Annotated in this window: 19 protein-coding genes and 1 riboswitch; of the genes, 10 read left to right on the forward strand and 9 right to left on the reverse strand. The window is 59.6% G+C overall.

What is annotated here, in order from left to right; translation table 11 throughout:
• Positions 1-25 precede the first annotated feature (25 nt).
• A riboswitch (TPP riboswitch) is annotated at positions 26-138 on the reverse strand.
• Positions 139-409: 271 nt separating this feature from the next.
• From aerA to LRL22_RS12195, 3 genes are all read right to left on the reverse strand, one after another.
• Positions 410-1,873, reverse strand: a complete 1,464-nt coding sequence (gene aerA / locus LRL22_RS12185) for an aerolysin AerA (protein WP_270905518.1) — start codon at positions 1,871-1,873, stop codon at positions 410-412.
• A 260-nt stretch (positions 1,874-2,133) separates the two neighbouring features.
• Positions 2,134-2,619, reverse strand: a complete 486-nt coding sequence (locus LRL22_RS12190) for a hypothetical protein (protein WP_270905484.1) — start codon at positions 2,617-2,619, stop codon at positions 2,134-2,136.
• A gap of 86 nt (positions 2,620-2,705) precedes the next feature.
• A complete protein-coding gene (locus tag LRL22_RS12195) occupies positions 2,706-3,128 on the reverse strand; it encodes a hypothetical protein (RefSeq protein ID WP_005340092.1) in 423 nt (140 codons plus the stop codon).
• An 88-nt stretch (positions 3,129-3,216) separates the two neighbouring features.
• Between LRL22_RS12195 and LRL22_RS12200 the strand changes: the two genes are divergently transcribed.
• Together LRL22_RS12200 and LRL22_RS12205 are read left to right on the forward strand one after the other, a co-directional pair.
• Positions 3,217-3,885: a response regulator transcription factor gene (locus LRL22_RS12200; RefSeq protein WP_019446511.1), complete on the forward strand. Its 669-nt coding sequence runs from the start codon at positions 3,217-3,219 to the stop codon at positions 3,883-3,885.
• Complete coding sequence (locus LRL22_RS12205) at positions 3,882-5,126, forward strand: sensor histidine kinase (RefSeq protein WP_216952774.1); 1,245 nt, start codon at positions 3,882-3,884, stop codon at positions 5,124-5,126. The genes LRL22_RS12200 and LRL22_RS12205 overlap by 4 nt, the downstream gene beginning before the upstream one ends.
• Before the next feature lie 95 nt (positions 5,127-5,221).
• Here LRL22_RS12205 and rimK read toward each other — a convergent pair whose 3' ends face one another.
• The gene (gene rimK, locus LRL22_RS12210) at positions 5,222-6,118 is read right to left on the reverse strand and encodes a 30S ribosomal protein S6--L-glutamate ligase (protein WP_270905485.1); all 897 of its coding nucleotides are present in this window, start codon (positions 6,116-6,118) and stop codon (positions 5,222-5,224) included.
• A 231-nt stretch (positions 6,119-6,349) separates the two neighbouring features.
• Positions 6,350-10,045, reverse strand: coding sequence for a methionine synthase (gene metH / locus LRL22_RS12215; RefSeq protein ID WP_270905519.1), 3,696 nt, complete (start codon positions 10,043-10,045; stop codon positions 6,350-6,352).
• Positions 10,046-10,261: 216 nt separating this feature from the next.
• Here metH and LRL22_RS12220 point away from each other — a divergent pair, with 216 nt between their 5' ends.
• Complete coding sequence (locus LRL22_RS12220) at positions 10,262-11,539, forward strand: cation:proton antiporter (protein ID WP_019446508.1); 1,278 nt, start codon at positions 10,262-10,264, stop codon at positions 11,537-11,539.
• A 506-nt stretch (positions 11,540-12,045) separates the two neighbouring features.
• Entirely contained in the window at positions 12,046-12,222 is a 177-nt protein-coding gene (locus tag LRL22_RS12225) for a hypothetical protein (protein WP_005340085.1), read from the forward strand.
• A 153-nt stretch (positions 12,223-12,375) separates the two neighbouring features.
• On the opposite strand, the gene LRL22_RS12230 is transcribed toward LRL22_RS12225, so the two are convergent.
• Both LRL22_RS12230 and LRL22_RS12235 read right to left on the reverse strand, forming a co-directional pair.
• Complete coding sequence (locus tag LRL22_RS12230) at positions 12,376-12,873, reverse strand: GNAT family N-acetyltransferase (protein ID WP_076495867.1); 498 nt, start codon at positions 12,871-12,873, stop codon at positions 12,376-12,378.
• A 128-nt stretch (positions 12,874-13,001) separates the two neighbouring features.
• Positions 13,002-13,823, reverse strand: coding sequence for an HDOD domain-containing protein (locus LRL22_RS12235; RefSeq protein ID WP_005357745.1), 822 nt, complete (start codon positions 13,821-13,823; stop codon positions 13,002-13,004).
• 169 nt (positions 13,824-13,992) lie between these two features.
• Between LRL22_RS12235 and LRL22_RS12240 the strand changes: the two genes are divergently transcribed.
• Positions 13,993-14,259: a hypothetical protein gene (locus LRL22_RS12240; RefSeq protein WP_005348674.1), complete on the forward strand. Its 267-nt coding sequence runs from the start codon at positions 13,993-13,995 to the stop codon at positions 14,257-14,259.
• A 72-nt stretch (positions 14,260-14,331) separates the two neighbouring features.
• Here LRL22_RS12240 and aphA read toward each other — a convergent pair whose 3' ends face one another.
• Both aphA and LRL22_RS12250 read right to left on the reverse strand, forming a co-directional pair.
• Complete coding sequence (gene aphA / locus LRL22_RS12245) at positions 14,332-15,051, reverse strand: acid phosphatase AphA (RefSeq protein WP_005342927.1); 720 nt, start codon at positions 15,049-15,051, stop codon at positions 14,332-14,334.
• Between the two features lie 106 nt (positions 15,052-15,157).
• Entirely contained in the window at positions 15,158-15,832 is a 675-nt protein-coding gene (locus tag LRL22_RS12250) for an adenine nucleotide alpha hydrolase (RefSeq protein ID WP_194494937.1), read from the reverse strand.
• Between the two features lie 166 nt (positions 15,833-15,998).
• Here LRL22_RS12250 and LRL22_RS12255 point away from each other — a divergent pair, with 166 nt between their 5' ends.
• The 5 genes from LRL22_RS12255 (at position 15,999) to murQ (ending at position 20,086) form a co-directional block, all read left to right on the forward strand.
• Positions 15,999-17,318 carry an MFS transporter gene (locus LRL22_RS12255; protein WP_194494898.1) on the forward strand — a complete coding sequence of 440 codons (1,320 nt, stop codon included), beginning with the start codon at positions 15,999-16,001 and terminating at the stop codon, positions 17,316-17,318.
• A gap of 138 nt (positions 17,319-17,456) precedes the next feature.
• Positions 17,457-18,179: a MarC family NAAT transporter gene (locus LRL22_RS12260; RefSeq protein ID WP_005357737.1), complete on the forward strand. Its 723-nt coding sequence runs from the start codon at positions 17,457-17,459 to the stop codon at positions 18,177-18,179.
• 159 nt (positions 18,180-18,338) lie between these two features.
• Positions 18,339-18,542 carry a hypothetical protein gene (locus LRL22_RS12265; RefSeq protein WP_005340062.1) on the forward strand — a complete coding sequence of 68 codons (204 nt, stop codon included), beginning with the start codon at positions 18,339-18,341 and terminating at the stop codon, positions 18,540-18,542.
• A gap of 181 nt (positions 18,543-18,723) precedes the next feature.
• On the forward strand, positions 18,724-18,927 hold the full coding sequence (locus LRL22_RS12270) for a hypothetical protein (RefSeq protein WP_041209699.1): 204 nt from the start codon (positions 18,724-18,726) through the stop codon (positions 18,925-18,927).
• A 262-nt stretch (positions 18,928-19,189) separates the two neighbouring features.
• Entirely contained in the window at positions 19,190-20,086 is an 897-nt protein-coding gene (gene murQ, locus LRL22_RS12275) for an N-acetylmuramic acid 6-phosphate etherase (RefSeq protein WP_236354065.1), read from the forward strand.

Raw genomic sequence — 20,086 nt, forward strand, 5'->3', positions numbered from 1 at the left:
CTTGTTCCTCCTCCGGCGCGGTAACCCGCAAGTTACCCTTGTTCCCTTCGCAGGTTTTAACCTGATCAGGTTCCACGGATCCCGAATTAACGGTCTCAGCTTCGCGTCGTTCGACGGTCAGCACTCCGACAAGATGGCGCCAGTATAAGGGGGAAAATCTAAAGCACAAGCCGTTAACAATCTGGCCAACACGCCTCTTTCAACAAATGAGTGAACAATGCCTCGCTCACGGGGCCACCCCAAACAGAGGTCAAACCTGCGTTGGCATCCCCTTGGCACGCCACAGGTTCCCGTTGTGAGCATTCAGGGACAAGAGGACAAAAAGAGGGAAAAGCGAGGTGCGCTGGGCAAGTGCATCGTCTTGCGCAGAACAGAAACAGGCCCCTATGAAAGGGGCCTGTGAGGGAGGTTATTGAACTGGAACTATGGTCAGGGATACATTGCCAAACCCTTCGTTGGCAAGGGCCTCGCTATCCAGATCCACACCGGTAAGCGCCACACCCTCTGCAGAGGCGTTACGCAACTGAGCAGAGGCCGCGGAACGGGTCTGGGGCTGACCAATCTCGATATCACCGGCAAACTGGCTCTCGGCATAGAAGTCACCGGTCACCGCCGAACGGATCGGGCGCAGCACACGCCCCAGGTTATTCTGCATGGTCGACAAACCATACTCGCTGATGGTCCAGTTCCAGTCCCACCACTTCACTTCACCCGGGATATAACGCTTGTCCCACTGGTAGCGAATGCTGCTGGCCTTGTCGCGGAACGGGCCGACGGCAAAGGTGTGCTCCCAGGTGGGACGATTCTCAGGATGGGTATACCAGGCATTGCCGCCCCAACGCAGGAAGCCCTTCATGGTCAGGTCATAATTGACCTCGGCCTTGAACTCGTAGGGGTAGGAGATGTTGGACTTGTAGAGGGCAACCCGCACCGGCAGGCTGGAGTGAGGCGGCACCGTGGGGCGCGCTTCAACCGAGACGGTCTCGGTGGTCGAGCCCCCGTGTTGGGAAGCCCAGCTCTGGCTCGCCGCAATCTCGATGGCAAGCTCGGTCTCACCCACCAGCGGCCACTGGAACTTGTTCTTGGTGGTCACCTTCTCGCTCAGACTGTAGGTGTCGGTCTTCGACCAGTTGGTGGCCTTGTCGTACTTCAGGGTCACTACCACCTGCTGGGGCAGGTCGGTGTAGTTGGTCGCATTGGCCGTGATGGTCTTGACCAGCTGCTTGCCGCTCTCGGTGACCTGACCATGGCTGAAAGAGTCGGGTTCCAGGGTATATGAGAAGTTGCTTACCTTGATGGAGCTCTTCTCCCCGCAACGATATCCGGAGCAGCCTCCATCATTATTTCCCTTTATCAACCAGCCATCGCCAACCCGGGTAACATCCATATCTTCCCCGACATAGGGGCTATGATTTCCACCCACCCAGGCGTATCCCAAATAATGAGCGAGATAACTGACCGGCTTGATAAAATAATCATTGTCGTGGACAAGACGCCATTGCACATCGACCTCATCACCCGCTGGAATATTCCAGTCAGAGAGTGTTGGTATTTCTCCGGAAACCGGTGAGTTGGGATAACACCAGGTTTCTCCGGCAGTGCCCTGTTTGATTTCGCCATTATATCCCGGCCCCATGATCACCCAGCGATCCGCCAGCCCGGTGATCTGCCACTGCCCCATGCGGCTGACCAGATTACCCTTGATACTCATGGCTTCATCGCGGGTCAGAGGACGATAACCACTGGCACAGACGCCCGTGCCAAGACCCGCCCACTTGACCTGATCAGGGTAGACAGGTTCAGCCGCCTGCACCTGAGCGAGCATCAATGAAGACGCCAAAAACGCCAGATTGGCGGTAATTATTCTATTCATCATTTATCCCTCTTTCAGACATACGATAATTGTTATTGTGTAGAAATATCCTTTTTCATTTGACAGGTATGGACTCCGACAAAACCTGACACAAATAAAATAAACCACCAAAAAACATTCATGACAAACAAAATAATGGTGATACAGGAAAATAATTAGAGTGATGACTTTATTGAGGAATAAATCATAAATATTGTGGCAGCCATTATTTAATGGCTGCCACAATATGGTGAAACCATATTAAATAAGAAGATGCTGAATTACTCTTCCGGATTGATCACTTCAATTCCCTGCAATATTCCATCCGCCGAACGGATCAATACCAGCTCGCTCCCGGCATGCAGATCGGCGGCCGAACCGTTGACCCAGCGCACCTGCGGATTGAGTGGCACTGTGCCCAGGGTTGCCAGCGTGAGCTGCCGGTCATCGAAGGATTGCAGGCGATCTTGCGCCCGCTGCCAGGGCAGATTGGCCAGCGGGGCTCTGGCGGCCAGCAGCTCAATCCGGGTAGCAACGCCATCGGCCACCAGCAGGGCGAGCTGGTCGCCGGGTTTGAGTGGCTGTGGCCAAATCTCCCCCTGCCGCCAGACGGCGGCACTACCCAGCTCCACTTCGGCCCCCTGAAATTGCAGGCGGATGCCATCGCTGTGCTCCAGCTCCACCAGCCACAATTCGTCAGCTCCCGCCTGCACCGCCCAGAGCGGTACACCCAGCATCCATGCACACCACTTTCTCGATTGTTCCATCTTCGTTCGTCCCTGAACAAAAAGCCCATGCTGGACAAGCATGGGCTTCATTCGGGAGCATTTCTAATCGGAACGCAGAGATCGGATCAGTCATCCTCGCGACAGCGGCTCAGGCGCATGCCGTCAAACTTGCACTCCAGCTCGAGCCAGCGCCCTTCGAACGGCGCCAGACTGTTGTCCGAGGTGGTGTAGCCCCAGATCCGCCCCCCTTCGACCGGCCCCTCCAGATCCATCTCGTCCTTGTCATCTTCGTCGAGGGCTTCGACCTTGCGTACATAGCGCACGCCGTTCTCCACCACCCCCTTCATCTCGACCCAGGTACCGCCGAGATCATCCTCGTTGAGCCAATCCTTGAAGCGGGTCTGGTCGTCGATCACGAACGGCATGCCGTTGACCATCAACTGGCCAAGCTGCCAGGTGGTGCGGCCGGTCAGTTTGAATTCGGTCGCCTGTGCGGTGCCAAGTGGCAACAAGATCAACAGCAGGAGGGCGCAGAGAGACTTCTTCATCAGGGATCCTCGGGGTTACACTGGCAAACAGGATGCCGAATCCGGTGTGAAAAGAGCGTGAAACGCTCGCCAACCAGGAGAGCAAAGCATGAAGATTTTGGTAGTGGAAGACAATCCTCAGGTGGCGGAAACCATCATGGATTATCTGGAGCTGGCCGGTCACCGCCTCGATTGTGCCTATCACGGTCAGGCGGCGCTGCAACTGCTGGAGGAGCAGCGTTTCGACGTCATCATCATGGATGTGATGATGCCGCGCCTCGATGGCCTCAGCACAGTGGCGCGCCTGCGCGAGCAGGGGATTGCCACTCCCGTGCTGTTTCTCACCGCCCGCGACAGCCTGGAAGACAAGCTGGCGGGCTTCAAGGCGGGAGGGGATGACTATCTGGTCAAGCCCTTCGCCATGGAGGAGCTGGAGGTGCGACTGCAAGCTCTGAGCCTGCGTGGCCCGCGCGGCGATGTGGGGGCCATCAGCTTTGGCGATCTGACGGTCGATGTCGCCAGCGGCCGCGCCACCCGCGCCGGTGAGCCCCTCAAGCTCGGCAAGATCCCGTTCCAAATCCTCGCCCTGCTGGCCCGCCGCGCCCCCGCCATCGTCAGCCGTCAGGAGGTACTCGACACCGTCTGGGGGGATGAGGAGCCCGACTCCGATGCCCTGCGCAGCCATATCTACGCCCTGCGCAACGCGCTCGACAAACCCTTCCCCACTCCCATGCTGGAGACCCTGCACGGTCAGGGCTATCGACTGGTGAGCGCATGAGCCTGCCGAGCCTGCGCCGCCGCCTGATCATGGCGCTCGGCGGCGCCGGGGTGGTGCTGCTGATCCTGCTCTCCGGCTTGATGCTGGTGGCCGAGGACAAGATGGAGGAGCTGAGCCTGCGCCACTGGCTGGAAGCCGAAGTGACCCGCTACAGCGATGACTGGCTGCGACTCGGCCCGGCTGCGGCTGCCCCGAGCCCCAGACAGTTCTCCAGCTACTGGACCGAGGCGGGCCGCCTGCCGAAGTGGCTGAAGCCCTACCAGACCCCCGGCTTTTTCGAGCACCAACTGGGCAAAGAGGACAAACACTTTCTGGTGGCCCGTCACCCCTCCGGCGAGGGACTGCTCTATCTGGTCTTCAACGACGACGCCGACGACTACCTCGACCCCTACGAAGACAAGCTGCATCTGGCCACCCGACTGATCGGGCTGGCGCTGCTGCTCGCCTGCCTCGGCTTCGGCATCTGGCTGGTGCGCCATATCACGGGGCCGCTGCAACGGCTGCAACAGAGGGTCGCCCACCTCACCCCGGATCAGGCGGATTTCGAACCCGACGCCCCCTGGCAGGAGCTCAGGGATATCGAGCTGGCGCTGCTGGCCGGCAAGCAGGAGGTGAGCGCAGTGTTCGCCCGCGAGCAGGAGTTCAGCCGCTTCGCCAGCCACGAGCTGCGCACCCCCAACATGGTGATCCAGGGCTCGGCGGCCCTGCTCGGCAAGGTGACGGACTTGCCCGCACCGGCCGCCCGCGCCACCATCCGCATCCGCGCCGCCGCCGACGAGATGGCGCTGCTCACCGAGACCTTCCTGCTGCTGGGCCGCAAGGAGGCAGTGGAGCGACCGCTGCAACAGGTCACCCCGCTGATCCGTCAGGAGCTGGCCCGCCTCGCTCCGCTGTTGCAGCGGGAGGCCCTCGATATCCGGCTTAATCTGGACGAGAGCAGCGAAGTCAACGCCCCCCTCTCCCTGCTCGCCATCGCCCTCGGCAACCTGCTGAAAAATGCCCTGAGCTATGCCGAGGGACATATCGACATCGAGCTGTGTGGCCCGGTGCTCACCATCAGCAACCCGACGGCGGCGGCGCCGGATCAGATCCTCGGCTACGGCTGTGGCCTCACCATCATTCAGCGCATCTGCGAGAAGCTGGGCTGGCAGATCGATACCCGGCTGAAGGACGGAATTTTCAGCGCCCGGCTGGCGATGATCGCCGCCGGAGAGTTCCCTCTCCCTTTGGGAGAGGGTTAGGGTGAGGGCGCAGTGGCACCGCCAACCCACCAGCCAGATAGCAACAAGGCGCCCGAGGGCGCCCTGTTTCTATCTGACGGATGCAAGCCCGCGGCTCACTCCGCCGGTTTGTTCTTGCGGCTCGCCTTGAGTTCGAGGAACTCGATGATCTTGCCGGCCACATCCTTGCCCGAGGCGGCTTCCACCCCTTGCAGGCCGGGGGAAGAGTTGACCTCCAGCACCAGCGGGCCACGGGCGCTGCGCAGGATATCCACCCCCGCCACATCCAGTCCCATGATCTTGGCGGCCTGCACCGCGGTGGCGCGCTCTTCCGGGGTGATCTTGATCGCCTCGGCGGTGCCGCCACGGTGCAGGTTGGAGCGAAACTCCCCCGGCTGGGCCTGGCGGCGCATGGCGGCAACCACCTTGCCGTTGACCACCAGACAGCGGATATCGGCGCCATTGGCCTCGCGGATATACTCCTGCACCAGAATGTTGTTGTTGGTCTGGATAAAGGCCTCGATCACGCTCTCGGCGGCTTTCTGGGTCTCGCACAGCACCACGCCAATCCCCTGGGTTCCCTCCAGCAGCTTCACCACCAGCGGCGCCCCGCCCACCATGGTGATGAGGTCGGGCACGTCGTGGGTGCTGTGGGCATAGCCGGTGATGGGCAGGCCGATGCCATGGCGGGAGAGCAGTTGCATCGCCCGCAGCTTGTCGCGGGAACGACTGATAGCCACCGAGCTGTTGAGGGCCATGGTGTTCATCATCTCGAACTGGCGCAGCACGGCGGTGCCGTAGGCGGTAATGCTGGCCCCGATCCGCGGGATCACGGCGTCATAACTTCCCAGCTCCCCACCCTCGTAGTGAATGGAGGGGTTGTGGGAAGCGATATTCATATAGCAGCGCAGGGTGTCGAGCACCTCTACCTGATGACCGCGCGCCTGCGCCACCTCGACCAGACGGCGGGTGGAGTAGTTTTTCGGCTCACGGGATAAAATGGTGATCTTCATGACAATTCCGCTAGAAGGCTGTGCCTGGGCAGGATGGGGCGGGAGAGTATAAGGTGCCACAGCGCCAAGACAACGCCAATTGTTTATCCTGACAACAAGACAAACCACACCAAACCGCACGCTACCACATCACTGTGACCAACAGGTTAAACGGCGGCTCTGCGCAGGTTGTTCAACCCGTGCAAGGATGCCGCCGTTTCTCGTTAAAGATCAACCGATGTCACGCGGGAGTCAGTTCAGGTTTGGCCCCAACCAGCGCTCGGCCTCGGCCAGCGTCATACCCTTGCGGGCGGCGTAATCTTCCACCTGATCGTGCTGGATCTGCGCCACCGCGAAGTATTTGCTCTCGGGGTGGGAGAAGTACCAGCCCGATACCGCCGCCCCCGGCCACATGGCGTAGGATTCGGTGAGCTGCATGCCGATGGCCTGCTCCACCTCCAGCAGCTCCCAGATGCTCCCCTTCTCGGTGTGCTCCGGGCAGGCCGGATAACCGGGGGCCGGGCGGATACCCTGATAGTTCTCGCGGATCAACTCCTCGTTGCTGAGGGCCTCGTCGGGAGCATAACCCCAATGTACCTTGCGCACCTGCTCGTGCAGATACTCGGCAAAGGCTTCGGCGAGACGGTCGCACACCGCCTGAATGAGGATGGCGTTGTAGTCATCGTGCTGCGCCTTGTAGGCCTTGGCGATGGCCTCCTCACCGATGCCACCGGTCACCGCGAAGGCGCCGATCCAGTCCGGTTTGCCGCTCTCTTTCGGCGCCACATAGTCCGCCAGACAGTAGTTGGGGAAGCCCTGCTTCTCGCTCTGCTGGCGCAGGTGGTGCAGCACCTTGATGACCTCGGTGCGGGACTCGTCGCTGTAGACCTCGATGCTGTCCCCTACCGCGTTGGCCGGGAACAGGCCGACCACCCCGGCGCAGCGCACGCTCTGATCCTTTTCCAGTTGATCCAGCATGGCGTTGGCGTCGGCAAACAGCTTGGTCGCCTCCTCGCCAATGATCTCGTCCTCGAGGATGCGCGGGAATTTGCCCGCCAGCTCCCAGCTGAGGAAGAACGGCGTCCAGTCGATGTAGGGGCGCAACACCGAAATGGCCACATCTTCGAACTTCTGCACCCCGAGCTCGTGGGGCTTCGGCGGCTGGTAGCCAACCCAGTCCAGCTGGTGCCGGTTGGCGCGGGCATGGGCCAGACTGACCGGGCGGGAGCGCGGCTGCTTGCGGGCATGCTGATCCCGGGCGATCTCGTACTCCTTGTCGATGCGGGCGACAAACGCCTCCTTCAGATCCGGGCTGAGCAGGCTCTGGGCCACCCCCACCGCGCGGGAGGCGTTGGAGACATAGACCACAGGCTCCGAGTAGTTCTGCTCTATCTTCACCGCAGTGTGCGCCTTGGAGGTGGTGGCACCGCCGATCAGCAGCGGCAGCTTGAAGCCCTGACGCTCCATCTCCTTGGCCACGTGCACCATCTCGTCCAGCGACGGGGTGATGAGACCCGACAGCCCGATGATATCGGCGCCGACCTCCCGCGCCGTTTTGAGAATGGTCTCGCAGGAGACCATGACCCCGAGGTCGACAATCTCGAAGTTGTTGCACTGCAGCACCACCCCGACAATGTTCTTGCCGATGTCGTGCACATCCCCTTTCACGGTCGCCAGCACGATTTTGCCATTGCTGGAGCCACCCGACTTTTCCGCCTCGATATAGGGCTGCAGATAGGCCACCGCCCGCTTCATCACCCGCGCCGATTTCACCACCTGCGGCAGGAACATCTTGCCCGCGCCGAACAGGTCGCCGACCACGTTCATGCCATCCATCAACGGCCCTTCGATGACGTGCAGCGGCTTCTCGGCGCCAGCGCGTGCCTCTTCGGTATCCTCTTCGATAAAGTCGGTGATCCCCTTGACCAGTGCGTGCTCCAGCCGCTTGCCTACCGGCCAGCTGCGCCACTCCTGATCCCGCGGATCCTCAGCCTGGGCACCGGCACCGCGATACTTCTCGGCGATGGCCAGCAGCGCCTCGGTGGCATTGTCATTGAGGTTGAGCACCACAGCCTCGACCTTCTCTTTCAGCTCCGCCGGAATGTCTTCATAGATGGCGAGCTGACCGGCGTTGACGATCCCCATGTCCATGCCGTTTTTGATAGCGTGGTAGAGGAAGACGGCGTGAATGGCTTCGCGCACCGGCTCGTTGCCGCGAAACGAAAACGAGACGTTGGAGACGCCGCCGGAGATCATGGCGTGGGGCAGGTGCGTCTTGATGTCCTTCACCGCCTCGATGAAGTCCACCGCGTAGTTGTTGTGCTCGTCGATGCCGGTCGCTACCGCGAAGATGTTGGGATCGAAGATGATGTCTTCCGGCGGGAAACCGACCTGATCCACCAGGATCCGGTAGGCACGCTGGCAGATCTCGAACTTGCGGGCGCGGGTGTCGGCCTGCCCCGCCTCATCGAACGCCATCACGATGACGGCGGCGCCGTAGCGGCGCAGCAATCTGGCCTGCTGGATGAACTTCTCCTCCCCCTCTTTCATGGAGATGGAGTTGACCACCGGCTTGCCCTGCACGCACTTGAGGCCCGCTTCCAGCACCTCCCACTTGGAGGAGTCGATCATCACCGGCACCCGGGCGATATCCGGCTCACCGGCGATGAGGTTGAGGAAGCGCACCATGGCCGCTTCGGCGTCCAGCATCCCCTCGTCCATGTTGATGTCGATGATCTGGGCGCCGTTCTCCACCTGCTGCTTGGCAACATCGAGCGCCTCGTCGTAGAGCCCCTCCTTGATCAGCCGCTTGAACTTGGCCGAACCGGTGACGTTGGTGCGCTCCCCCACGTTCACGAACATGGACTCGGGGGTAATGATCAGCGGCTCGAGGCCCGACAGGCGGCAGGCCACCGGCAGCTCGGGCAGCACACGCGGCTTGATGCCCGCCACGGCGTCGGCCATGGCGCGGATATGGGTCGGGGTGGTGCCGCAGCAACCGCCGACCAGGTTGAGGAAGCCGCTTTGGGCCCACTCGCGAATATGCTCTGCCATCTCACCCGCATCGAGGTCATACTCACCGAACGCATTGGGCAGACCGGCGTTGGGGTGGGCGCTGACGCAGGATTCGCTGATGCGCGACAGCTCCTCCACATACTGGCGCAGCTCATCGGGCCCCAACGCACAGTTGAGGCCGAACGATACCGGTTTGACGTGGCGCAGCGAGTGGTAGAAGGCTTCGGTGGTCTGGCCGGAGAGGGTTCGGCCGGAGGCATCGGTAATGGTGCCGGAGATCATCACCGGCAGGCTGTAACCCAGCGCCTCGAACACCCCTTCCACCGCGAAGGCGGCGGCCTTGGCGTTGAGAGTATCGAAGATGGTTTCAATCAGGATGATGTCGGCGCCACCCTCGATCAGCGCGTGGGTCGATTCGGTGTAGGCCGCCACCAGCTGGTCATAGGTAACGTTGCGCTTGCCGGGATCGTTCACATCCGGCGAGATGGAGGCGGTGCGGTTGGTGGGGCCCAACACCCCTGCCACGAAGCGCGGCTTGTGGGGCTCCTTCGTCGTCCACTCGTCCGCTACCGCGCGAGCTAGACGGGCCGCCTCGCGGTTGATCTCGGCCGAGAGATCTTCCATCTCGTAATCGGCCATAGCGATGCGAGTGGCGTTGAAGGTGTTGGTCTCGAGAATGTCGGCCCCGGCAGCGCAATACTGCTCGTGGATCTCGCGGATCACCGCCGGACGGGTCAGCACCAGCAGATCGTTGTTGCCCTTGATGTCAGTATGCCAGTCGGCAAACCGCTCACCCCGATAATCCGCCTCCCCCAGCTTGTAGCCCTGGATCATGGTACCCATGGCCCCGTCGATGATCAGGATCCGCTCCCTGAGGCAGGCTTCCAGCTTCTTTGTTACGTCCGACTGCTTGCTCGGCTCTCTGCTCGACATTACGTTAGACACCGCGTGTTCCTCTTACATCCATGCAACTGCGTAAACAGCATCCTAACAGCAAACAAATAAAATGGAAATCTAGCCGTCTATCAGTCCAAATGCGCCACCATATACTCATTTATGGGTAATGAGTAACATAGGGCCCGAGAGTAACCTATGCCCGTCCTGCATAGGGATACGTGCTTGCTGTCTACCAACGAGAAAAAAATAACTATGAGCGTCTACTACACACTCTGTTTTCTGGCAGCGTTGGCGATTTTTATCGCCTTTGCCAACCAGTATGTTGTGAAGATCCAGACCACCATCGCCATCACTGCGGGCTCCATGCTGATCTCCGCACTGCTGGTGCTGTTTGGCAAACTGGGCTGGTTCAACCTGGAACCTCTTGCCGTCAAGACCATGGAGAGCATCGACTTCCAGAACTTCCTGCTGAAGGGGATTCTGGGCTTCCTGCTGTTCGCCGGTGGCCTCGGCATCAACCTCAAGGCGCTGCGTAGCCAGAAGTGGGAGATCACCATTCTGGCCATCATTGCCACCCTGCTCTCCACCTTCCTCATCGGCTACGGCTTCTGGTTTATCGCCAAGCTGCTGGGCTGGGAGTTGCCGCTGGTCTACTGCATGCTGTTCGGCGCGCTGATCTCCCCCACTGACCCGATTGCCGTACTGGCCATCGTCAAGAAGATGAAGGCGCCACCCCAGATCGCCATCCAGATCGAAGGGGAATCCCTGTTCAACGATGGTGTTGGCCTCGTCATCTTCGCTACCGTGTTTGCCGTCGCCTTTGGCGGTGTCGAGCCCACCTTCGGTAGCGTAGCCGGTCTGTTCCTGCACGAAGCCCTCGGCGGCATCCTGTTCGGCGCCGTGCTGGGCCTCATCGCCCACGTGATGATCAGCGCCACCGATGACGGTTCATTGGAGCTGCTGCTGACCCTCTGCATCCCGACCGCCGGCTTCGCCTTTGCCAACATGATCGGCGTCTCCGGCGCACTGGCCATGGTGGTCACCGGCATCATGATCGGCAACTGGACCCGTCACTCCGGCTTCTCCGAGCAGAGCAGCCATCACCTGGATCACTTCTGGGAGTTGATGGACCAGTTCCTCAACGCCCTGCTGTTCCTGCTGATCGGTCTGGCGCTGGTTCTGCTGGATCTCGCCTGGCGTGACTGGATCCTGCTGGTCATTGCGGTGCCGCTCTGCCTGGGTGCCCGCTTTATCAGCGTGTCGCTGCCCTATGTGGCTTTCCGCCGATTCCGCAATTACAACACCTTCTCGGTGCGGATCCTCACTTGGGGTGGCCTGCGCGGTGGTCTGGCGATGGCGATGGCACTGGCACTCCCCTCCGGCGTCATGATGATCCCGGAACATGGCGTCGATCTGCGGGAGGTCATCCTGGTGATGACCTACTCGGTGGTGATGTTCTCCATCGTGGTGCAAGGCATGACCATCACCCCGATGATCACGGCCGCCAAGAAGGCCTGTGGCGACTACTGAGTCGGCCCACTGTGCTGATTGCAGAATGAGAGAGGGCTCCCGTCGGGAGCCCTCTTTTTATGGCGGATAGTTGCGAATATTTGCTGCTGATAGCACCTTGATTACACAGAGGAAAAGTGTACTGACTTCAACATCGGCAAATTATTGTTTGCTTTTTATTCATTTCGAGGAGAGAATGCGCGTCGGCTAGTTAATCAGCCCTGTTTATGTTTGCCCTGCAATGCTTCACCTCACGATGAATCCTGCCAGTACCCGCATAACCTTCTTCTGATTTACTCGCCTTGAGAACCGTCAGGCTGTCTGCCTGCGTTGCCCGGCTCTCACGGTGCAGACCCGATCTGCCCACCCAATTTGATTTATGCATCAGCATATTCCTTGAAAGTGCAGACGCCCCTTAACCGGGCTGGGTATTCCTGCGCGCTTGTCGTTCACCCAATCGACCGCGCCCATTGACCTGACATTTGCCAATACAAGGAGCAAACACTTAATTTATATAGAGAAATACCATGATGAAAGCAGTACAAACACACAAGCCCCTGCGTCGCAGCAAACCCATCAACCTGCCTGTGCAAGAGCACGACAATGATGCGTTTCTGATCCAGTTCAGCACCCGCTTCAGCGGCGGTTTCGCCATCTCCTGTGATGGTATCGCTGGCGAGTTCTCCATCGAAGACCTCAACTGATCCTGCCTGCCCTCCGGCAGCGCCCGATGCAGACAGGCCGCAACTCACGGCGGCCTCTTTGCTTCTCTCACGCCTTTAGCCAGATCCAGCCTCTTGCTTGTCACTCAGCCTGACAGCTACCTCGCCATTTGCTTTTCAGCTCTCTGACCTTGATCACTGCTCCAGCAGCAGGCATTCGTCAGCATCTTCGCTCAATTTGACCAATCGACTGCGCACCAACCCCAGCTTGGCCAGCAGGCCGATGGATCGCTCGTTGCCCGGGGTGACGATGGCGACCACCTGCCCGATCCCCAACCGGCTTTTGCCATCGGCAAGGGCGGCCTGCGCCGCTTCAATGGCGTAGCCCTGACCGCGATATTGCGGCAGGAAGGCGTAACCGATATCGACCTGCTCCAGGGTGTCGCGCTTGATCAAACCGCAGATACCGAGGCTGACACCGTCCTCCTTGCGCTCCACCAGATAGAGTCCGTGACCATAGCGGGCATAGCTGACCGCCGGTCCCTGCTGGATATACTCCTGCGCCTGTTCGAGGGTGCGAATGCCCCGATCACCGATGTAACGATAAAAGTCGCCGTCATTGAGCAGCTCAAGGATGAAGGGGGCGTCGGTGACGATCATTTCGCGCAGGATCAGGCGGGAGGAGGCAATCATGGCAAGGGCTCTCAAACGGAAAGTGAAGGGCAAAGATTGCCCCGTCACTCCCGGGCTGGCAAGCCTGTGGCACCATCGGCAATGAAAAAGGGGCCGCGTTGGCCCCTGATGAGATGGGATAAACGGGCTCAGGCAGCCAGCAATCCGGCATAGCCATTCCCCTGCTCGCGCAGTGCAGTGAACTGGGCGGCGCAATCGGCCCAGCTCAGCCCCAACGCGTCTGCCACCTTGTGGGGCCACTCGGGTGGCGCCTCTTCACCCACATCGGATTGCGCAGCCAGTACGATCGCCAGATGGATCAACCCGGCCTCGGCGGAGAACTCCTTGGCCAGCATGGGGTTGTAGTGATACTCCACCGCATTGCTGATGGTCTCGGGGAACTTCCAGTAACGTGCCATGGCCGCCCCGACCTGGGCATAGTTGAAGCCAACCACCAGCTCTTCCGCCTTGGCCCGCCCCTTGTGCAGCTCCAGATCGTGAATGTGATGGACGGTGTTTTCCGGCAAGCCTACGTGCATCACCAAGCGGCCGAGATCGTAGAGCAGGGCGCAGGTAAAGACCTCATCCCCTTTCATCCCCTTCTTCACCGCCAGACGACGCGCCAGCTCCGCCACGTTGAAGACGCAGCCCCAGAAATGTTTGAGGTCAATGCCGGGCACCGCAGTGACCGACTCGGTGAGCCCGCAGGCCAGCACCATGTTGCGCACCATCGCCAACCCCAGCCGCACTGCGGCTTCATTGACGGTGCCGATCTGACGACTGCTGCCGAACTTGGCCGAGTTGGCCAGACGCAGCAACTTGGCGGAGATGACAGGGTCCTTGTTGATCAACTTGCTGATCTTGAGCAGATCCGGATCCTTTTCATTGAAGGTCTGGATCAAATCCCGCATCACTTCCGGGATCTGGGGCAGTAGCTTGGGCTCGGCCAGCAGGGAATCTATCGTGGGCATAGGCGTGTCCATCCATGTTATCTGTGTTCCAACCTGTTTGCCTTGGCAAACTCCTCCTAATTATGGGTAACAAATGGCCTCCCCATCGGATTGTTTATTCGCTGGCCATTCAAAGTGTTAGCCCCATTCAGGCTATACTGGCCGCCACATTCACTGTTGCGGATATCCCATGAACGACACTCAGGAATTTTTTGACGAAGACGCGCTGCTGGAGATGGTGGAGAACCAGCTCAACGATGGTCACCCGCCCCATGTGAAGGCGACCCTGATGCGGTTGGTGATGAAGGGCACCCCGCGGGAAGAGGCGCTGCAATATATCGCCTGCGCCCTCGGGGCCGAGCTGATGGCGATGGAGGCCGATCAGGGCCCCTTCAATCTGACCCGTTACGGCGAGTTCCTCGACAGCCTGCCCGAGATGCCGTGGGCAGACGATTGACCCGAGCAGGATGACGGATGCAAAAGGGCGGGTGCCAATGGCCCCGCCCTTGTTGCATGGATCCTCTCCGGATCAGAACTGGGAGTTGATGATCACCTCTTCCCCCAGCGCCCCTGCCAACGGCAGTGGCCGATAGCTGGAGTTGGCGGCCCGCAGCAGACGAATGCCGCGAATGCCGACCTCCTGCGCCGCCTTGATATCCCCATCGGCGTCGCCGTAGAAGAGCTTCATCTGCTTATCCTTGAGCCACTGCACCTTGGTGTTCTGGCCCGGCTGATCACCGGCGAAGATCACCGGATTAAGCTGGTCGGCCGGAATATTCATGGTCTGCTGCAAGGTCTGGCTCACGGTTTCGGTCTTGGTGGCCGAGCGGCCGGTGACGAAATAGATGTGGTCTCCGCGCTTGAGATGCATGGCGATAAGCGCCTTGCCCACCTCTTTCGGCATGCTGAACGCATCCCAGCCGTTATTCATCTTCTCCCAGAAGGCGGGGTTCTTCAGATAGCTCTCGTCGTTGGGGGAGAACTCCTGTTTGCCGCGATAAAAACCCGGGCTGGAGAAGAGCAGGGTATCGTCGATATCAAACCCGACCGCCATCGGGGGCAGGCCATCCAGACTCTTGGCAATCTGCTCCACCGATACCCAGTGGATCGGTGCCTGCTGGGCCAAGGTGACGGTGGTGACACCGGCAGGGATAGGCTGAACGGTAGCGGCTTGACCCGCCACAGCAGGCAGAGAGAGGGCGGCAGCCAGCAAGGAGGCAAGCAGCGCCGGACGAGAGATGTGTTTCATAAGGCAGGTTGTCATCTTGAATCAAAAGAGGGGGCACATAGTGTCCCCATTCCGCCTCTCAAATCTGTGAATGCTCCTGCAAAAGGGAGCATTTGACCCCCGATAATTAATCTTCGATTGGCAGCAGATCGGTAAAGACAAAGCCGTCGCGCAGCACTGTCTCGCCGACCCGAATGCCGAGCGGGCGAGAGAACATGGGGCCATCATAGGCCAGGGTGTGAAACTCGCCGTTCTCGCCGCACGGATCGACCCCCGCCGGCAACGCCGCCAGCAGCACCTCGTCAAAGTCGTGGCCACCCAGGCTGGCATCCAGCTTGTTCGGGTCGAGAGCACTGATCCGCGCCTTCAACCCAGCGGCTACCATCTGCGGCGCCAGTTCACGGGTATTGCTGCCCCAGAGCGGGAACAGTGGTTCGATGCCTGTGCCTGCCAGCTGCTTTTCACGGTAGGCTCGCACATCCTCGAGGAACAAGTCGCCAAAGGCCATATGGCGGATCCCCTGTGCCACCACATCGGCGATAAAGCCGGTCATGATGCGGGCGTAATCCTCGTTGCTGCAGGGCCAGGGCAGATCGATGGTGATGAGGGGCAGCCCGACGCAGGCGGCCTGCTCGGTCAACAGCTGCTTGCGCACCCCGTGCATCGCCACCCGCTCGAATGCCTGATTGAGGGTGGTAAACAGCCCCACCACCTCAATGGCGGGATCTTGCCGCAACTGATGCAGTGCCCATGCGCAATCCTTGCCGCTGCTCCAGGAGAGCAGTACCCGTTTCTTTTCCATCATTCCTCCGCCAGCGGGGCACTCGGATTGCCCCAAAAAGATGCAAGACAGTGTTGCGAATTGCGCGATTTACACACAAGAGGCAGGCAGCATACTCTCGATCACCTGTATATGCCCCTTATCCGGGGCGACAATAACTAAAAAAACCGATGGGAAACATACGGATATGACCACAAGCACACAACAACATGATCACGCCCGCCCCCTCAATCGACAGGATTACAAAACCCTGAGTCTGGCTGCCCTCGGCGGCGCGCTGGAGTTTTACGACTTCATCATCTTCGTCTTCTTCGCCGTGGTCATCGGCGAGCTGTTCTTCCCGGCAGATATTCCCGAGTGGCTGCGCCAGTTTCAGACCTTCGGCATCTTCGCCGCCGGTTATCTGGCCCGCCCGCTTGGCGGCATCATCATGGCCCACTTTGGCGATCTCATCGGTCGCAAGCGGATGTTCACCCTCAGCATCATCATGATGGCGCTGCCAACCCTGTTGATCGGTCTGCTGCCCACCTATGCGGTGCTCGGCATCGGCGCCCCCATCGCCCTGCTGGGACTGCGGATCCTGCAAGGCGCCGCCATCGGCGGTGAAGTGCCGGGCGCCTGGGTATTTGTCGCCGAGCACGTCCCTGCCCGTCGGGTCGGGGTCGCCTGCGGCACGCTCACGGCGGGATTGACGGCCGGCATCCTGCTCGGCTCCCTGATCGCCACTGCGGTCAACAAGAGCCTGACCCCGGCCGAAGTGAGTGACTGGGGCTGGCGAGTGCCCTTCCTGCTCGGCGGTATCTTCGGCATCGTCGCCATGTACCTGCGTCGCTGGTTGCACGAAACCCCGGTCTTCGCCGAGATGCAAGCCAACAAGACCCTGGCCGATGAGCTCCCCCTCAAGTCGGTGCTGCGCAACCACAAGAGCAGCGTGGTGGTCTCCATGCTGCTCACCTGGCTGCTCTCCGCCGGTATCGTGGTGGTGATCCTGATGACCCCCACCTATCTGCAGAAGGTCTATGGCATCAGCCCGGCTGACGCCCTGACCGCCAACTCGCTGGCGATCGTGGCCCTGACCCTCGGCTGCATCGTTTATGGTCGACTGATCGACCTGCTGGGCAGCGGTCTCACCTTCATGTTCGGCTCCCTGCTGCTGGCGGGCTCCAGCTACGCCTTCTATCACGGTCTGGCGGCTGGTACGAGCCAGCTGGTGCCGCTCTACATGCTGGCAGGCTTTGCGGTCGGGATTGTCGGCGCCGTGCCTTACGTGATGGTCAACGCCTTCCCACCGGTGGTGCGCTTCTCCGGTCTGTCATTCTCCTACAACGTGGCCTACGCCATCTTCGGCGGCCTCACCCCGATGGCGGTGACCCTCTGGATGAAGAGCGACATGCTGGCCCCCTCCCACTATGTGGTGAGCCTGTCGGTGCTGGGTTTCGCCATCGGTCTCTGGCTCTGGTTCCAGCAACGGGCCATCCGGCAGCAGCAAGCGCCGCAAGCGGCCTGACCCGAACAACAAGCCCCGGTATCTGCCGGGGCTTTTTTGTACTGCTTATGTTCAGTTTCGCCAGCATAAGATAGCCTCCCTCTGGGGCCTGCCACCCGCATCGCCCCATGACGTCCAACTCTTTATCCGAGGCTCAAGATGTTCTTTCAGGTCGTATTACTCACCTTGCTGGCGCTGCTGCCCATGGTCAACCCGCCCACCACGGCCACCCTGCTGCTGGGGCTGAGCAAGGGGATGTCGCGCGAACACGTGCGCCGTCAGGTCAATCTGGCCGCCATCTATCTGTTCTGCACCCTCTGCATCACCTTCTTTATCGGATCCTCGATCCTGGATCTGTTCGGGATCTCCATTCCGGGCTTGCGCCTGGCCGGTGGCCTCATCATCGGCTTTATCGGCTTTCGCATGCTGTTCCCCGCCCCCAGCCAGCAGAGCGGGGTCGACATCAACCAGAGCATCGCCTTCGTACCGCTCACCATGCCCAGCATGTGCGGACCAGGCACCATGGCGCTGGTAATAAGCGGGGCAGCCCAGATCGCCGAGCTGCCTGACGAGTACAACCGCCTCACCATCTACGCCGGTGTAGTAACGGCGTTTGCCCTGATGAGCCTGATCAGCTGGGGGGTATTGAAGCTGGCGGATCCGGTCTGCAAGATCCTGGGCGCCACCGGCATCGACGCAATGACCCGCATCATGGGCTTCCTGCTGGTCTGCATGGGTATGCAGTTTTGCATCAACGGCATCAAGGAAGTGGCGCAGGATCCGGTCTTCCACGGCGGCCAGGCTGTGCAAACCGCGCCGGCGCTCCCAAAGGCTTCCGGCACGTTTGATCAGTTGCCGCAGAAGCCCACCGGCTCTGATTGAAAACGGTATCAAAAAGTCCCTGACGATCTGCACTGATCTTGTTCCTGATCATGTTATTGACACACAAATGAGTTAGTTTGTTTTTCATACAGACTTTATTCAGATGGACGCTGATAGGTTTGTTGATGAATACCCACTCAACTTCAGGAGAGTATGCAGATGGACAAGATGCTGACCGAAATAGGGAGCCATAGCCTGTTTCACGAGTACCTGAACGTGGTTGGGATTGCGAGCCCATCCCTCGCCAAGATCGAGCAACGCTGGGAATATAAAGATCAAGAGCAGCTGGTTGCCAAAATCCAGATCGACAAACAGGGTAACGCTCGCTATTTCATCGACGCCCGCGCCATATCAGTCAATTGATACCGAATCACCCGCCAGCCCCGGTCCAACGACTGGGGCTTTTTGTTGTCTGCGATCCCGCACTCGCTGACCCGCATTATCTCTGCTGTTGCCAGAAGCTCTGTTTGTTTTTTGTACAACACTCATTCAGCTCGACATGGCTATCTTGTATCTGCCCCCCTTGTTCCAGAAGAGTGCCCATATGACCAAGATGCTGACCGAAATCGGCAGTCATAGCCTGTTTCACGAATACCTGAATGTGCTCGGCATAGCCAATCCAGCTCTTGCCAACATAGAACAACTGTGGGAACACAGGCAGCAAGAGAGGCTGCTCGCCAAAATCCAGATCGACAAACAGGGTAAAGCCCGTTACTTCATCGACGCCCGCGCCATCTCGGTCAATTAACACTGATGATTCTGCAAGCCCCGGCCTACTGACCGGGGCTTTTTGTTGCATTCCCATCAAGCAGGCTAGCCAATCCCCCTGTCACCCCCTCTTCTCTCCATACTCCTCTAACGGAATTTTATCTCCTTTAAAAACAAAACAACTGGAATAATTAATTATGCGATTCCGATCTCATAATAAAAATCAAAAATCGTTCATGATGGCCAACATCAAAAAAGATGATTTACGCCGGGAATGGCGACGACCTGAAGTAGAGGAAACGATGACCATTGACCTATCAAGCATGATTACTGAAACCCGCAATCCAGCCAGCATCGAGATCGATCAGCTACCGACACTGGATATGCTGCGGATCATCAATCAAGAAGATCAACACGTTGCAGTCGCTGTAAGCCAACAGCTTCCCGAGATCGCCAGGGCGGTAGATGCGATCGCTGCTGCGTTTGGCAAAGGCGGCCGCCTGATTTACATCGGGGCAGGCACCTCCGGACGTCTCGGCATTCTGGACGCCAGCGAATGTCCACCCACCTACGGGGTCTCTGCCGAGCTGGTCATCGGTCTGATTGCAGGGGGCCACAAGGCCATCTTGCAGGCAGTGGAGAATGCCGAAGACGATGCAGAGCTCGGTGCCAACGATCTTAAAAACATCCACTTCAGTGCCAACGATGTGCTGGTGGGTATCGCAGCCAGCGGGCGAACCCCCTATGTGCTGGGCGCCATGCAGTATGCCAGAAGCCTGGGTGCCACAGTGTGCAGCATCAGCTGCAACCCGGGCAGCCCGCTCGCCAAAGCGGCCGACATCAGCATAGTCGCCGTGGTCGGCCCCGAGATTGTGACCGGCTCCTCCCGCATGAAAGCAGGCACAGCCCAAAAACTGATCCTCAATATGCTCTCGACCGGTGCCATGATCCGTACCGGCAAGGTCTACGGCAATCTGATGGTGGATGTGGAGGCGACCAACGCCAAACTGGTGGAGCGCCAGAAGCGTATCGTCATGGAAGCAACCGAATGTGACCGTGGCACGGCCGAGCAGGCTCTTGCCGCCGCAGATAACCACTGCAAGACCGCCATCGTAATGATCCTGGCCAATATCTCCGCCAGCGAAGCACGAGAGCGGCTGAAAAGCAGCGGCGGCTTTATCAGCAAATGTACAGATTGA

Source organism: Aeromonas sp. PI_26, from assembly GCF_027854445.1.
GTDB lineage: Bacteria > Pseudomonadota > Gammaproteobacteria > Enterobacterales > Aeromonadaceae > Aeromonas > Aeromonas veronii.